The 14,786-nt window shown below is 64.2% G+C and carries 13 protein-coding genes; 4 read left to right on the forward strand and 9 right to left on the reverse strand.

The genetic code is table 11. The features are described 5' to 3' along the window. The first annotated feature begins 3 nt into the window (after positions 1–3). Positions 4–786, forward strand: a complete 783-nt coding sequence (locus IG197_RS20355; protein WP_067958005.1) for a carnitinyl-CoA dehydratase — start codon at positions 4–6, stop codon at positions 784–786. 76 nt (positions 787–862) lie between these two features. Beyond that, the gene (locus IG197_RS20360) at positions 863–1,804 is read left to right on the forward strand and encodes an alpha/beta hydrolase (RefSeq protein WP_192314598.1); all 942 of its coding nucleotides are present in this window, start codon (positions 863–865) and stop codon (positions 1,802–1,804) included. 147 nt (positions 1,805–1,951) lie between these two features. Here the strand turns inward: IG197_RS20360 and IG197_RS20365 are convergent, their stop codons facing one another. From IG197_RS20365 to puuE, 9 genes are all read right to left on the reverse strand, one after another. Beyond that, entirely contained in the window at positions 1,952–3,610 is a 1,659-nt protein-coding gene (locus IG197_RS20365) for an ABC transporter ATP-binding protein (protein ID WP_192314599.1), read from the reverse strand. After that, on the reverse strand, positions 3,603–4,433 hold the full coding sequence (locus IG197_RS20370; protein WP_067958014.1) for an ABC transporter permease: 831 nt from the start codon (positions 4,431–4,433) through the stop codon (positions 3,603–3,605). The genes IG197_RS20365 and IG197_RS20370 overlap by 8 nt, the downstream gene beginning before the upstream one ends. A 10-nt stretch (positions 4,434–4,443) precedes the next feature. Further along, positions 4,444–5,403, reverse strand: a complete 960-nt coding sequence (locus IG197_RS20375; protein WP_067958016.1) for an ABC transporter permease — start codon at positions 5,401–5,403, stop codon at positions 4,444–4,446. 15 nt (positions 5,404–5,418) lie between these two features. Then, positions 5,419–7,002: an ABC transporter substrate-binding protein gene (locus tag IG197_RS20380; protein ID WP_192314601.1), complete on the reverse strand. Its 1,584-nt coding sequence runs from the start codon at positions 7,000–7,002 to the stop codon at positions 5,419–5,421. Positions 7,003–7,144: 142 nt separating this feature from the next. After that, positions 7,145–9,145 (reverse strand): CocE/NonD family hydrolase, encoded by a 2,001-nt coding sequence (locus IG197_RS20385; protein WP_192314603.1) that lies wholly within the window; start codon positions 9,143–9,145, stop codon positions 7,145–7,147. A 191-nt stretch (positions 9,146–9,336) separates the two neighbouring features. Beyond that, positions 9,337–9,930, reverse strand: coding sequence for a nucleoside deaminase (locus IG197_RS20390; RefSeq protein ID WP_192314605.1), 594 nt, complete (start codon positions 9,928–9,930; stop codon positions 9,337–9,339). Between the two features lie 3 nt (positions 9,931–9,933). After that, entirely contained in the window at positions 9,934–10,434 is a 501-nt protein-coding gene (locus IG197_RS20395; protein WP_192319882.1) for an ureidoglycolate lyase, read from the reverse strand. Between the two features lie 23 nt (positions 10,435–10,457). Continuing rightward, the gene (locus IG197_RS20400; protein WP_192314607.1) at positions 10,458–11,303 is read right to left on the reverse strand and encodes a bifunctional allantoicase/(S)-ureidoglycine aminohydrolase; all 846 of its coding nucleotides are present in this window, start codon (positions 11,301–11,303) and stop codon (positions 10,458–10,460) included. A 17-nt stretch (positions 11,304–11,320) separates the two neighbouring features. After that, positions 11,321–12,754 (reverse strand): allantoinase PuuE, encoded by a 1,434-nt coding sequence (gene puuE, locus IG197_RS20405; RefSeq protein ID WP_192314609.1) that lies wholly within the window; start codon positions 12,752–12,754, stop codon positions 11,321–11,323. 180 nt (positions 12,755–12,934) lie between these two features. On the opposite strand from puuE, the gene uraH reads away from it, so the two are divergent. Together uraH and xdhA are read left to right on the forward strand one after the other, a co-directional pair. Next, positions 12,935–13,300 carry a hydroxyisourate hydrolase gene (uraH, locus tag IG197_RS20410; protein ID WP_067958031.1) on the forward strand — a complete coding sequence of 122 codons (366 nt, stop codon included), beginning with the start codon at positions 12,935–12,937 and terminating at the stop codon, positions 13,298–13,300. 3 nt (positions 13,301–13,303) lie between these two features. Next, the gene (gene xdhA, locus IG197_RS20415; RefSeq protein ID WP_067958035.1) at positions 13,304–14,785 is read left to right on the forward strand and encodes a xanthine dehydrogenase small subunit; all 1,482 of its coding nucleotides are present in this window, start codon (positions 13,304–13,306) and stop codon (positions 14,783–14,785) included. Position 14,786: the final 1 nt, after the last annotated feature.

Genomic DNA, 14,786 nt, shown 5'->3' on the forward strand with positions numbered 1-14,786 from the left:
AAAATGTCCGATGTCGTGAAAACCCGTCGCGAGGGTGCGATCCTCGAAGTCACGCTCGACCGGCCCAAGGCCAATGCCATCGATCTCGCGACGTCACGGCTGCTGGGCGAGACCTTCAAGACCTTTCGCGACGATGACGGCCTGCGCGTCGCCATCGTCAGGACGGCGGGGGAAAAATTCTTCTCGGCCGGGTGGGACCTGAAGGCCGCCGCCAGTGGCGATGCGGTCGACGGCGACTACGGCGTCGGCGGCTTCGGCGGGCTGCAGGAACTGCGTGACCTCAACAAGCCGGTGATTGCCTGCGTCAACGGCATGGCGGTGGGCGGCGGCTTCGAACTGGCGCTGTCCTGCGACCTGATCTACGCGTCCGAGCATTCGAGCTTCGCACTGCCCGAGATCCGTGCGGGCACGCTTGCCGACGCCGCGACCATAAAGCTGCCCAAGCGCATTCCCTACCACGTGGCGATGGACCTTCTGCTCACCGGCCGCTGGATGGACGTCGCTGAGGCGCATCGCTGGGGCCTGGTCAACGAGGTGCTACCGGCCGACAGGCTCGAGGATCGTGTCTGGGAGATCGCCCGCCTGCTCGCCGGCGGTCCGCCGCTGGTCTTCGCCGCCATCAAGGAGGTGGCGCGCGCGGCCGAGGGCACTTGCTTCCAGGAAACGATGAACCGCATCACCAAGCGGCAATTCCGAACGGTCGACGAACTCTACGCCTCGGAGGACAATCTCGAAGGCTTCAAGGCGTTTGCAGAGAAGCGCGATCCGGTGTGGAAGGGGAAGTAGGGAAGCCCAACGTCATGGTCGAGTCCCGTCATGCCCCCACGAGGCGCGCGCAGGAGTGCTACCGGAGCCTGCGCCAATGACCGATTACAGCAAACTCATCGATGCCGAGACCTGGGCCTTCATCGAGCGCACCAACGCCTGTTATCCGCCTGACACCATCGACTACACCATTGTCCAGCAGCGTGAGATCTACGATCGCATGTGCCGGGAATTCTTCGCCGGCTATCCCGAGGGCGTGTCGGCCGAGACGACGGCAATCACGGCGCCAGCTCACGACGTGCCTATCCGCATCTACCGCCTGGCCGGCAAGGCGCCGGAAGCGGTGGTGCTCTATTTCCATGGCGGCGGCTTCATCCTCGGTGGGCTCGACAGCCATGACGATGTCTGTGCCGAGCTGTGTGGCCGCACCGGCTACGAGGTCGTGTCGGTCGACTACCGGCTGGCGCCCGAGCACCGGCATCCGGCTGCTTTCGATGACGCCATGGCAGCCTTCGAATGGGCTACGGCCAAATACAGCCAGCCAATCGTGCTCGCCGGCGACAGCGCCGGCGGCAACATTGCCGCCGCCGTCAGCCACGCGACGCGCGGCCACAAGCGTCGTCCGGTCGGGCAAGTGTTGGTCTACCCGGGCCTTGGCGGCGATCGCGCACGCGGTTCCTACGTCGTTCACGCCGAGGCGCCGATGCTGACCATGCGCGACCTCGAATTCTATAAGGACATCCGCACCGGTGGCGAGGACCGCACCGGCGACATCACCCTGTCGCCGCTGGCCGACGCCGACTTCGCCAATTTGCCGCCGACAGTCGTCGTCACGGCCGAATGCGACCCGCTGTCGTCTGATGGTGAGGCCTATGGCGAACGCATTGTTGCCGCTGGCGGCAAGGCCTTCTGGCACGAGGAGCCGGGGTTGGTGCACGGCTATCTGCGCGCTCGCCACACCGTCGGCCGCGCCCGGGCAAGTTTCACGCGCATCGTCGATGCTGTGGCGGCGCTGGGGCGCGGTGAGTGGGTATGGTGATTGGCTTCCTTCTCCCCGTTCACGGGGAGAAGGTGCCGGCAGGCGGATGAGGGGCGGCGCCACTTCCTGAAACGTAGAGCTGCCCTTCACCCAACCGCTGCGCGGCCACCCTCTCCCCGTGAATGGGGAGAGGGAAGGGCTTCCGCTTCAATTCCCAGCGCTTGCCATCCTGCGCCCGCCGATCGCCTTTTCCAGCCAGCCGATCTCCATCTCCGGCACCGACGACAGCAGCAGGTCGGTGTAGGCGTCGAAGGGCGGCTTCAGCACTTCGGATTTCGGCCCGTAGCGGACCACTTCGCCGCGATACATGACGGCGATGGAGTCGGCGATCGACTTCACCGTCGCCAGATCGTGGGTGATGAACAGATAGGCGACGCCTTCCTCGGCCTGTAGCCCGAGCAGCAGCTTGAGGATGCCGTTGGCGACCAGCGGGTCGAGGGCGCTCGTCACCTCGTCGCAGATGATCAGTCTCGGTTTGGCGGCAAGCGCACGGGCGATACAGACGCGTTGTTTCTGGCCGCCGGAGAGCTCAGCCGGATAGCGATCGATGAAACCGCGCCCCATCTCGATCTTGTCGAGCAGTTCGGCGACCTTGGCATCACGCTCCTTGCCGCCCATGCCGAAATAGAACTCCAGCGGACGGCCGATGATGGTGCCCACGGTTTGGCGTGGGTTCATCGCCACGTCGGCCATCTGGTAGATCATCTGCAACTCGCGCAGGTCGTCGCGGCTGCGGTCGGCGAGACGGTTGCCGAGCGTGCGCCCGGCAAAGGTGATGCTGCCTTGCTCGGGCGGCAAAAGGCCTGTTATGGCGCGGGCCAGCGTCGACTTGCCCGAACCGGACTCGCCGACGACGGCCAGCGTCTGGCCGGGCAGGATGTCGACCGAGACGTTCTTCAGCACCTTGATCTTGCCGCCGCCATAGGCGGCCGTCACGTTCCTGACCGACAGGAAGGGGGAAGCGCCCGGCTTCTTTTCCTCGTGCGCGATCTCGTGCACCGAGACCAGCGCCGAGGTGTATTCCTGGCGCGGCTCCTTGATGATCTGCTGCGTGCCGCCCCATTCGACCAGCTTGCCGTGGCGCAGCACCATGATCTCGTCCGAGACCTGGGCGACGACGGCAAGGTCGTGGCTGATGTAGAGAGCGGCGACACCGGTGTCGCGGATCGCCTCCTTGATGGCGGCAAGCACGTCGATCTGGGTGGTGACGTCGAGCGCCGTCGTCGGCTCGTCGAAGACGATCAGGTCAGGCTCAGAGCACAGCGCCATGGCGGTCATGACGCGCTGCAACTGGCCGCCCGAGACCTGGTGGGGGAAGCGCTTGCCGATGTTTTCCGGATCGGGAAGGCTGAGCTTCTTGAACAGCGCAACCGCGCGCCGCTCGGCCTCTGCTCGGCTCGACACGCCGTGCAGGATCGAGGCTTCGACCACCTGGTCCATCAGGCGATGCGCCGGGTTGAAGGCCGCCGCCGCCGACTGCGCGACATAACAGACCTCGCGCCCGCGCAAAGCGCGGATGCCTTGCGTGCCGCCCTTTCGGATGTCGCGGCCGTTGAGGATGATCTCGCCGCCGGTGATCTTCACGCCGCCGCGGCCATAAGCCATTGACGACAAGCCGATCGTCGACTTGCCGGCGCCGGATTCGCCGATCAGGCCGAGCACCTTGCCCTTTTCGAGCGTCAGCGACACGTCGTGCACCAGCGTGATGGTGCGTGGCGCTTCGCCAGGCGGATAGACCTTGGCCTCGATCCTGAGGTCGCGGATGTCGAGCAGCGGGCCAGAGCCGTTCGCAGGTGCCTTAGCCATTGCCGCGTCCTCCCTTGAGATCGGTGGTGCGGTTGAGCACCCAGTCGGCGACGAGATTGACCGAGATGGCAAGCGCTGCGATCGCGGCGGCCGGTATCAGGGCTGCCGGGATGCCAAAGACGATGCCGTCCTTGTTTTCCTTGACCATGCCACCCCAGTCGGCATCCGGCGGCTGCACGCCGAGGCCGAGGAAGGACAGTGCCGACAGGAACAACACGGCATAGATGAAGCGCAGGCCGAGTTCGGAAATCAGCGGTGACAGCGCGTTGGGCAATATCTCGCGGAAAATGATCCAGCCCTTGCCTTCGCCGCGCAGCTTGGCTGCCTCGACGAAATCCATGACGTTGATGTCGACGGCCACCGCCCGCGACAGGCGGTAGACACGGGTGGCGTCGAGGATGCCCATGACCAGGATCAGCGTCACCAATGTCGATGGCAGCACCGACAGCACGACGAGCGCGAAGATCAGCGTCGGAATTGCCATCAACAGATCGACGAAGCGCGACATGCCCGTGTCGAACCAGCCGCCGACGACGGCCGCGGTGAAGCCGAGGATCGCGCCCAGCGAAAACGACAACGCCGTCGCCATCACGGCGATGAAGATCGTCGTGCGCGCGCCGAAGATCATGCGCGAGAGCAGGTCGCGGCCAAGATTGTCGGTGCCGAGCAGGAACTGCGACGACATCGGGGCCCAGACGTCGCCGACGATCTCGCCCAGGCCGTAAGGTGCGATCAGTGGCGCGAAGATCGCCGCAATCAGGAACAGTGCGGTCAGCACCAGCCCGATCGCGGCGCCAAGGGGAATACGTTTCAGGTCAAGCATGGTGCGCGCCTCACTTCGGATGCCTGAGGCGCGGATTGGCCACGATGGCGGCAATGTCGGCGATGATGTTGAGGCCGATATAGACGGCAGCGAAGATCAGCCCGACTGCCTGCACCACCGGCACGTCGCGCTTGGCGACATGGTCGACCAGGTATTGCCCCATGCCGGGATAGACGAAGATCACCTCGATGACGACGACGCCGACGATGAGGAAGGCGAGGTTGAGCATCACGACGTTGATGACCGGCGCAATCGCATTGGGGAAGGCGTGCTTGCGGATGATCTCGAAGGGCGACAGGCCCTTGAGCTCGGCGGTCTCGATATAAGCCGACTGCATGACGTTGAGGATAGCCGCCCGCGTCATGCGCATCATGTGGGCGAGCACCACCAGCGTGAGTGCGGTCGCCGGCAGGGCGATGGCCTTCATGCGCTCAAGGAACGGCATGCCGTCATAGACGGTGGAGATGCCGGGGAAGATCTGCCACTTCACGGCGAAGAAGTAGACGAGCAGGTAGCCGACGAAAAACTCCGGCAACGAGGTCGAGGCCAGCGCCAGGCCGGAAATGGTCTTGTCGATCCAGCCGTTGCGGTAGCGCACGGCAAGCAGGCCGAGGATGATGGCCAGCGGGATCGACACGATCGCCGCCCAGAAGGCGAGGAACAGCGTATTCCACAGCCGGCCGCCAATGGCGGTGGCAATGTCCTGCCGGCTCGAGAGGGCGGTGCCGAGGTCTCCGGTCAAGACGCCGCCGAGCCAGCGGAAATACCTGACATAGGCGGGCGCGTTGAGGCCGAGTTCCTCGCGCAGATTGGCGAGTGCCTGCGGTGTGGCCGACTGGCCGAGAATGGATTGGGCGACGTCGCCGGGCAGGATCTGGGTGCCGGCGAAGATCAGGACCGAAACGGCCAGAAGCAAGAGAAGGCCCAGCGCAATGCGCTGGGCGATCAGTTTCAGGATCGGATTGGACATGCGCTCAATGCCCTATCAGGCGTTGAGCCAGCACTTGGACAGTGCGTAGCCGCCCATCATCTCCTGGTTGCCGTCATCGACCCAGCCGCCGACTTTGGCGCTGGTGGCGTCGATGAAGTCATTGAACATCGGCGTGATGACGCCGCCTTCGTCGCGCACGATCTGGCCCATGTCGGCATAGATCTTCTTGCGCTTCTCCGGATCGAGTTCCGAACGCGCGGCAAACAGCATCTTGTCGAAGTCCTCGCGCTGGAAGCGCGTGTCGTTCCACTCGGCCTTCGAATAATAGGCGGTCGAGTACATCTGATCCTGCGTCGGGCGTCCGCCCCAGTAGGAGGCCGAGAAGGGCTGCTTGTTCCAGACTTCCGACCAGTAGCCGTCGCCGGGCTCGCGCTTGACCTCGAGCGTGATGCCGGCCTTGGCGGCGCTCTGCTGGTAGAGTTGGGCGGCGTCGACAGCACCTGGGAAGGCGACGTCGGAGGTGCGCAGCAGCACCGAGCCGGAATGGCCCGACTTCTTGTAGTGGAAGGCGGCCTTGTCGGGATCGAACTTGCGCTGCTCCATTTCGGTGAACAGCGGATAGGCCTTGTTGATCGGCGTGTCGTTGCCGACCGAGCCGTAGCCCATCAGGATCTTCTGCAGCATCTCCTCGCGGTCGAGCGCGTATTTCAGCGCCAGCCGGAGGTCGTTGTTGTCGAAGGGCGCGGTGTTGCAATGAGCGATGAAGACGTAGTGGCCACGGCCGGCGACATTGCGGATGACAACGCCCGGTACGCGCTTGATCAGCTCGACGATCTTCGGCTCGACGCGGTTGATGATGTCGACCTGGCCACCCTGCAATGCAGAGGTGCGAGCCGTGGCGTCGTTGATGACGATGATCTCGATCTGGTCGGCAAAGCCGCGGTCGTCGCGCCAGTAGTTGGCGAACTTCTCGCCGCCGAGGCGTACGCCGGCCTCGTTGACGGTGATCTTGTAGGGGCCGGTGCCGATGCCGGCGTCGGGCTTGTCCTTGCCGCCATTGGGCTGGATCATCAAATGGTAGTCGTCGAGCAGGAAGGGCAGGTCGGCGTTGGCGTCCTTCAGTTCGAAGATGACGTTCTGGCCGTCGGCCTTGACCGAGGCGATACCGCCCATCAGGCCGAGCGCGCCGGACTTCGCCTTCTCGTCGGAGTGGCGTTCAATGGTGGCGACGACGTCAGCCGGCGTCATCTCCTGGCCGTTGTGGAACTGCACACCCTTGCGGATCTTGAAGGTCCAGGTCTTGGCGTCGTCGGACGCGCCCCATTCCTCGGCCAGCGCCGGCTTGGGCTCGCCCTCGGGCGAGATCTGCACCAGCTGCTCGCCCCACTGGCGGCCGAAGAAATAAGGCACCTGGCTCGACCAGGATGCCGGGTCGAGGCTGTCGGTGGCCGCACCACCCTGCATGCCGGCGCGCAGGATGCCGCCCTTCACAGGACCTTCGGCCTTGGCGGCGCTGGCCAGCAACGAGTTGGCGAAGGTTGCCGCGACGCCCAAGGCCGCGGCGCGGCCCAGGAAATCGCGACGGTTCAATTTGCCCGCAGCGACTCGGCGGCTCAGATATTCCAGTTCATTTGACATTGGAAAGGCTCCTCACTCTGGCGGTCGTTATTGCTCGACTTCTGGTGGCAATATTGACCGTAACGTAAGGGCATCGGCAAGGCCGAATGCGACATCGAGTGGCGCATTCGCCATGTCGCATTCGGAACAGTCGTTCTGAACGTCAGATGTGGTCGCGAGCGACGATCTCGCTGAAGTTGCGCTCGAAAACCAGAATCTCGCCTTCATAGGCCTCGATGCGGCCGGTGAGATGGAAATTCTCACCGTCCGAACGCATGGTGGTGAAGGTTTCGGTCCTGACCGACCAATTGTCGCGTTTCAGCGTCTGGGTCCAATGGGTCTCGCCATGGGCCGCGAGAGGGTCGGCAGGATCGATGCTCCAGGACTCGCGGGCGACCTCGCCGACCGCCAGTCCATGGTCGAGATCGCGGGTCTCGCCGAAGTCGTCGACGATGCGAAGAGTGACCTTGCCGTCCGCGCGTTCGACCTTGCGGAGGTGGCTGTCCTCGCGCAGTGTTTCGATCTGCCAGGGGGTGGCGCCCTCCGGTTCCTGGAACGTCCATTCGTCGCCTTTGCCCGAGGCCCGCACCGGCAGTTCGATCGCGCCACCTTGGATCGTCAGTGTCACCTCTTCCGGCGATGGCCAGACCAGCGGCCAGTAGGTCGAGGATATGGAGACGCGCAGCCGGTTACCTGCAGCGACGCGGTAGGCGATGTCGTCGAGCTTGAATGCGATCTCCATCGTCTCGCCTGACACCACGTCCTCGGGGAACTCATGGCTGTTGCGCTGGCAGAGGTTGAGCACGCCATAGGTGATACGCGTCGAGGCACCGTCGGGCTGGACGTCGCACAGGCGCACCGCCACCATCGCACGCCGGCGGTCGGCGGCTAGCCTCAGCCGGATGACCGGGCTGCCGACGATGTCGAGCGGTGCCTCGAGTGCGGCACCGTCGAAGCAGGCCGACTTGGCGTCGTCGGCGCGCTGGTCTCCCGGCAGTTCCGGCCCGAGCCAGATGGCGCAGTATTCGCCGCCATCCATGCCGCAATCCTGCGGCGAGTTGATCGACACCGGCGCCTCCAGCTTGACGCCCTCGGCCAACATGCCGTTGGTGCCGAGCGCCAGGGTCCTGGTCGCGATCTCTGGCGAAGGCCATTGCCGCTCGGCGATCCAGCGGCCCTGGCGCTCCAGATACCACTCGCGCGGTGGCTCGGACTCCATGACGTAGAGCCGCATCGCCGGATCGTCTTCGACGCCGGTCTCCCTGCCCTTCAACCAGTGGTCCCACCAGCGCAAAGCCTCTTGCAGGAAGCCGATGGCCGGCTTCGGCACGGCGAAATGCGGATATTTGTGCACCCATGGCCCGACGATGCCCTTGACCGGCGCCTTGAGGTTGCTGACCAGGCGCGAGACGGTGTTCTTGTAGGAGTCGCCCCAGCCGCCGATGGCGAGCACGGCGGCCTTGATGGCCGAGTAGTCCTCGTTGACCGAGCCGCGCTTCCAGTAGGCGTCGCGACGTTGGTGGTTCAGCCAGTGTGCGGGCAGGAAGGGCTCATGCTCCAGCCGGTCTAGCCACATATCGCGCCACTTTTCACCGACCAGCGCCGGATCCGGCGGCCTGGAGGAGTAGGACAGCATGGTTGCGCCCCAGCCCATGTTCTCGTTCAACAGCAGGCCGCCCTTGTAGTGGATGTCGTCGGCGTAGCGATCGTCGGTCGAGCACAGCGTGATGATCGCCTTCAGCGCCTTGGGCTGGAGGGCCGCCACCTGCAGGCCGTTGAAGCCGCCCCAGGAGATGCCCATCATCCCGACCTTGCCGTTGCACCAGGGCTGGCTTGCTGCCCAGGCGATGACGTCGCAGGCGTCCTGCCACTCCTGGTCGGAGTATTCGTCGTCCATCAAGCCTTCGGAATCGCCGTTGCCGCGCATGTCGACGCGGATCGAGGCATAGCCGTGGCCGGCGAAATAGGGATGGGTCAGGCAATCGCGCGTCGTCGTGCCGTCGCGCTTGCGGTAGGGCAGGTGCTCGAGGATGGCGGGCACCGGGTCCTGGTCGGCATCGGCCGGCATCCACACCCGCGCCGACAACCTGACACCGTCGGGCATGACGATGCCCATGTCGGGAAACTCGACGATGTCGCGCGGAAATTCGGTGATGGTTTTCATGCTTGGCTCCCTGCGACGTCGCTACGGCGCCGCGCGTTCTGCGACGCGCAAAGGAACGCTGTAGCGCTTAAGTCTGTGCATGATCCTTGGCCGAAAATCGACCTCGATTTTCAGGGTCATGCACTTGGCAGGGTGCCAAACGCAAGGGGTGTTGCATGAGCCAGAGAGCGGATGTCTCTGGCCTGTCCGCGTCAGTTCAGCGGGATGTCGTTGTCGGCCTTGCTCTCTTGGTAGGTCTCCGACATCTCGTCGTAGCGCTTGGAGATTGTTGCAACGCGCTCCTCCAGCCGCTTGCGGTCGGCCTCGGGTAGCTCGCGCACCAGCTTGCGCAGCGAAAAGCTCTTCCAGTAGGCGTTTTCGGCGTTGTAGCCGCCTGGTTCCAGGGTGAAGACCTCTTTCAGGATCTTGAGGTCATGCGGGATGGCGAAGCTGTCGCGCGAATCCTCGTGGCTGAAGAGATAATAGAAATTGTCGAAGCCGGCCCAGGTGATGGCCGACAGGCACAGCGAGCAGGGTTCGTGCGTCGACAGGAAGATCAGGTCCTTGGTGTCGGCGCGGGTCGCCTTGGGCATCTCGTAGAAGCGCTTCAGGCAATGCATCTCGCCGTGCCAAAGCGGGTTTTCGAGCTCGTTGTTGGTCTCGGCCAGCACCAGCGAGCGATCGTCCTTGGCGAGCAGGGCAGCGCCGAACAGCTTGTTGCCCTTCGTCACGCCTTCGGCGGTCTTGGGCACGATGTCGTGTTCGATGACGTCGAAGAGGCGTTCAATGAGCGACAGTTCGGCCATGAGTCAGAAGCCTTCAGGAAGGGTGATTTCGTAAGGGTGCGAGAAATGGAACTCTTCGAGATTGGGACCGGTGCCGCCGCGGTCGACGACGACGAAGTCCTGGCTTTCACCGATCGGCGTCAGCACGCCGTGCCAGAGATTGCTGGGATAGTTGACGCCCTGGCCGGGTGCGGTGATGAAGGCGTGCGGCTCACCCGGGCCGTCGCCGACGTCGTGGCAGACGACGACGAGGTAGGGGCGCGGGGTGAGCGGGATGAACGCCTGGCTGCCGAACGGGTGGCGCTCGACCATGGAAAGCTTCAAGGGAAATGCGTAGGGCGTTCCCTTGAAGATGTTGATGATGACGTGGCCGTCCGGGCCGGACGCCTCGGCGCGGGCGAGCGCATGGTAGCGCTCGCATTTGCCTGAATTGATCGGGTAGTGTGTGTCGCAGTTGGTGTCGATCACCTCGCCGAACTCGGCGAAGTTCTCCCGCGTCAGCGGCTTGGCGACGATCCGCTTCATCTCACCCGACATGGCTTTGGTCCTTAGCGGCGGCGCGTGGCGTTAAATGCGCCGAGCTGCATGTGGCGGTTGACGTCCTTGTAGAGCAGGTAGCGGAACTTGCCAGGGCCACCGGCATAACAGGCTTGCGGGCAGAAGGCGCGCAGCCACATGAAGTCGCCAGCCTCGACCTCGACCCAGTCGTTGTTCAGCCGGTAGACCGCCTTGCCCTCGAGCACGTAGAGGCCGTGCTCCATGACATGGGTTTCGGGGAAGGGAATGATGCCGCCCGGCTCGAAGGTGACCACAGTGACATGCATGTCGTGACGCAGGTCGTTGGGGTCGACGAAGCGTGTGGTCGCCCAGGCGCCGTTGGTGTCGGGCATCGGGTTGGGCGCGATGTCGTTTTCGTTGAGGAACAGTGGATCGGGCGTATCGAGGCCGTCGACATACTCATAGGCTTTGCGGATCCAGTGGAACCGCGTGGTTTCCGAACCGGTGTTACGCATCGTCCACCCGCTCGCCGGCGGCAAATAGGCATAGCCGCCCGGCGTCAACAAATGGCTCTTGCCCGCAATCGTGACCGTCACTTCGCCTTCGACGACGAAGAACACGCCCTCGGCGCCCGCGTCCGGCTCCGGCCTATCGCTGCCGCCACCAGGCTGCACTTCCATGATGTATTGCGAGAAGGTCTCGGCGAAGCCCGACAGCGGGCGGGCGATCACCCACGCGCGCGCCTTGTCCCAGTGCGGCAGGAAGCTGGTGACGATGTCCGAAAACTCGCGCTTCGGGATCACTGCATAGGCTTCGGTGAAGACGGCGCGATCGGTGATCAGATCCGTCTGGGGAGGCAGGCCGCCTTTCGGCGCGTAGTAGGAGCGTTTTGTCATGGTTTCTGACGGGGGTCTCAGCGGGGAAGGAGGTCGTGAAGTCGATACCAGGCGATACGTTCCACCTGCTTGCAGGCAGTCAGGAATTCCTGGTCGCGGTTGTTGGCGATGCGGGTCTCGAATGCCTTGAGGATGCTTGCCTTGTCATTGTCGCGCACGGCGATGATGAAGGGGAAGCCGAACTTCTCGACATAGGTGGTGTTGAGCTCGGTGAAGCGGGCGCGCTCGGCGTCGGTCAGCGCGTCGAGACCGGCGGAGGCCTGCTCCTTCGTCGACTCCTCGGTCAGGCGCTTGGCCTGGGCCAACTTGCCGGCAAGGTCGGGGTGGGCGGTCAAAACACCGAGCCGCTCCGACTCGCTCGCCGAGCGGAAGGCGCGGGAGAGTGCGTTGTGCAGGCCGCCGGCGCTGTCGTGCGCCGGACCGAGCTCGAATTCGAAAGCGCGTTCGGCGATCCAGGGCGAATGCTCGAAGATCGAGCCGAAGCGCTGGACGAACTCGTCGCGGCCCATGCGCGAGGGGCGCAGCGCCTGCGGCTGGTAGGGGTGGGTGTCGCGCCAGTGCTGGGCGATGTCCTGGCGGCGGGCCAGCCAGACCTTGTCATGACCCTGCACATATTCGATGAACCGGCGCAGCGCTTCGGCCCGGCCGGGACGGCCGACCAGGCGGCAGTGCAGGCCGATGCTCATCATGCGTGGCCGGCCGGCGGCACCCTCGCGATAGAGCGTGTCGAAGCTGTCCTTGAGATAGGCGTAGAACTGGTCGCCCGAATTGAAGCCTTGGGCTGTGGCAAAACGCATGTCGTTGGCGTCGAGCGTGTAGGGGATCACCAGTTGCGGCGCGATCGCGTTGCCATGGCCGTCATGATCGAGCCAGTAGGGCAGCTCGTCGTCATAGGTGTCGGAAATCCACTCGAAGCCGCCCTCGGCAGCGGCAAGGCGCACCGAATAGACCGAGGTGCGGCCGAGATAGAGGCCCTTGGGGCGTTCGCCGACCACTTCGGTGTGCAGGCGGATGGCTTCGATCAGGTCGGCGCGCTCGTCGGCCTCGGCGTGATCGCGGTAGTCGATCCAGCGCAGACCGTGCGAGGCGATTTCCCAGTCGGCATCCTGCATCGCCGCGACATGGTCGGGCGAACGTGCAAGGGCTGTCGCCACGCCATAGACGGTGACAGGCACATTGGCTTCGGTGAACATGCGGTGGAGCCGCCAGAAGCCGGCGCGGGCACCGTATTCGTAGATCGATTCCATGTTCCAGTGGCGCTTGCCCGGCCATTGTGCCGCGCCGACCACCTCCGACAGGAACGCTTCCGAAGCGGCGTCGCCATGCAGGATGTTGTTTTCGCCGCCCTCTTCGTAGTTGACCACGAACTGCACGCAAACATTCGCGTCGCCAGGCCATTGCGGGTGGGGTGGGTTTGCGCCGTAGCCGCGCATATCTCTTACGTAACGCATGTTCCCTCAAAACCGGATTCTTGCCGGGCACTTGAGCAGAATAACGAAAGGTGCGTCAGACATTCCCTCGAAAAATTTTGAAAGTCTTTTTGTAGTGCTCTGCTCGACCGCACCTTATGCAATGGCCTTAAATGGCGCAAAATCCATGACGATGGCGTTCAGCGCCAATAGGGAGAGCGAATGACAAAGGCCGAAGGCGGACGCCTCACAACCCATGTCCTTGATACTGCGACCGGAAAGCCTGCCGAAGGCCTGGTGGTTTCGCTGTTCCGGATCGACGGCGACGCACGCACGCTGCTGAAGACGGTCGCGACCAATTCCGACGGACGCTGCGATGCGCCGCTTCTGGCCGGCGACGAGTTCCGGGCCGGGGAGTACGAGTTGATCTTCGCTGCCGGCGATTATCTCCGTGGCCTGGGCACCGAGCTGCCGAAGCCGGCTTTCCTCGACATCGTGCCGATCCGCTTTGGCATGGCCGAGCCGACGCATTATCATGTGCCGCTGCTGATTTCCCCCTTCGGCTATTCCACCTATCGGGGCAGTTGAGCCATGACGATGGTCAAGACACGCAATCACATCCGCTTCATCCTCAATGGCGAGGACATCAAGCTTTCCGACGTCGCTCCAGACGCTACACTGCTCGACTATCTCCGCCTGCAGCGTTCGCTGCGCGGCACCAAGGAGGGTTGCGCCGAAGGCGACTGCGGCGCCTGCACAGTGCTGGTCGGCCGGCTCTCCGGCGGCAAGCTCACCTATGAAAGCGTCAATGCCTGCATTCGCTTCATGGGCTCGCTCGACGGCTGCCATGTCGTGACTGTCGAACATCTCGCCGGCGGCGGCGACCGGCTGCACCCCGTTCAGCAGGCGATGGTCGATTTCCACGGCTCGCAATGCGGGTTCTGCACGCCTGGCTTCGTCATGTCGCTCTATGGCCTGTGGATGAAATCGCCGGAGCCTTCCGACGCCGAGATCGAGAAGTCGCTGCAGGGCAATCTCTGCCGCTGCACCGGCTACGAGGCGATCATGCGCGCAGCACGCGCCATTTCCGACTATGGCAAGGTCGCCAAGGATCCGCTGCTGGTCGAGCGCAAGGCGATCACCGCACGGCTCGAAGCCTTCCGCGACGGCGTCCGCGTCGAGGTCGGGGAAGGCAAGGACCGCTTCGTCATCCCGGCAACTGTCGACGATCTCGCCGCCGTGCTCGAAGCAGAGCCGACAGCGACCGTGGTCGCCGGCTCGACCGATGTCGGCCTCTGGGTCACCAAGCATATGCGCAAGATCGCGCCAGTCGTCTTCATCGCCAACATCGAGGGCCTGCAGGGCCTGTCACATGACAGGGGCGTTATCACGATCGGCGCCGGCGTCACCTATACCGAAGCCTTCGAGACGCTGTCGAAGCACATTCCGGCGCTTGGCCCGCTGATCGACCGCATCGGCGGCGAGCAGGTGCGCAACATGGGCACCATTGGCGGCAACATCGCCAATGGCTCGCCGATCGGCGACACGCCGCCGCCCTTGATCGCGTTGGGTGCGACGCTCACGCTGCGCAAGGGCAAGACACGGCGGACGATTTCGCTGCAGGACTTCTTCATCGCCTATGGCAAGCAGGACCGCGCGCCGGGCGAGTTCGTCGAGGCCGTGCATGTGCCGGTGCCGTCGAAGGGCGTCCATTTCGCCGTCCACAAGATCACCAAGCGCCGGGACGAGGACATCACCGCAACACTCGGCGCCTTCTGGCTGAGCCTTGCCAAGGATGGCACCGTCGCCGAAGCCCGCATCGCCTATGGCGGCATGGCGGCGACCCCGAAGCGCGCCAGCGCGGTCGAAGCGGCCCTGGTCGGCCAGCCCTGGACCGAAGCAACGGTGGAGGCAGCTATGGCCAAATACGCCGAGGACTTCACGCCGCTGACCGACATGCGCGCCACCGCCGAATACCGCGCGCTGGCGGCGAGGAACCTGCTGTTGCGTTTCTACATGGAGACGACAGACACCAAGGCGCCGTTGACGGTGTCGAGATACGAGGCTGCGTGAC

This window comes from Aminobacter sp. SR38, from assembly GCF_014843375.1.
Lineage (GTDB): Bacteria > Pseudomonadota > Alphaproteobacteria > Rhizobiales > Rhizobiaceae > Aminobacter > Aminobacter ciceronei.

What these genes read in the sequence shown, in the direction of transcription:
- uraH (WP_067958031.1), top strand. Translation starts at nt 12,935, where the DNA reads ATGACAAAGGCCGAAGGCGGACGCCTCACAACCCATGTCCTTGATACT.
- IG197_RS20380 (WP_192314601.1), bottom strand. Translation starts at nt 7,002, where the DNA reads ATGTCAAATGAACTGGAATATCTGAGCCGCCGAGTCGCTGCGGGCAAA.
- xdhA (WP_067958035.1), top strand. Translation starts at nt 13,304, where the DNA reads ATGACGATGGTCAAGACACGCAATCACATCCGCTTCATCCTCAATGGC.
- IG197_RS20365 (WP_192314599.1), bottom strand. Translation starts at nt 3,610, where the DNA reads ATGGCTAAGGCACCTGCGAACGGCTCTGGCCCGCTGCTCGACATCCGC.
- IG197_RS20360 (WP_192314598.1), top strand. Translation starts at nt 863, where the DNA reads ATGACCGATTACAGCAAACTCATCGATGCCGAGACCTGGGCCTTCATC.
- IG197_RS20370 (WP_067958014.1), bottom strand. Translation starts at nt 4,433, where the DNA reads ATGCTTGACCTGAAACGTATTCCCCTTGGCGCCGCGATCGGGCTGGTG.
- puuE (WP_192314609.1), bottom strand. Translation starts at nt 12,754, where the DNA reads ATGCGTTACGTAAGAGATATGCGCGGCTACGGCGCAAACCCACCCCAC.
- IG197_RS20355 (WP_067958005.1), top strand. Translation starts at nt 4, where the DNA reads ATGTCCGATGTCGTGAAAACCCGTCGCGAGGGTGCGATCCTCGAAGTC.
- IG197_RS20390 (WP_192314605.1), bottom strand. Translation starts at nt 9,930, where the DNA reads ATGGCCGAACTGTCGCTCATTGAACGCCTCTTCGACGTCATCGAACAC.
- IG197_RS20395 (WP_192319882.1), bottom strand. Translation starts at nt 10,434, where the DNA reads ATGAAGCGGATCGTCGCCAAGCCGCTGACGCGGGAGAACTTCGCCGAG.
- IG197_RS20400 (WP_192314607.1), bottom strand. Translation starts at nt 11,303, where the DNA reads ATGACAAAACGCTCCTACTACGCGCCGAAAGGCGGCCTGCCTCCCCAG.
- IG197_RS20385 (WP_192314603.1), bottom strand. Translation starts at nt 9,145, where the DNA reads ATGAAAACCATCACCGAATTTCCGCGCGACATCGTCGAGTTTCCCGAC.
- IG197_RS20375 (WP_067958016.1), bottom strand. Translation starts at nt 5,403, where the DNA reads ATGTCCAATCCGATCCTGAAACTGATCGCCCAGCGCATTGCGCTGGGC.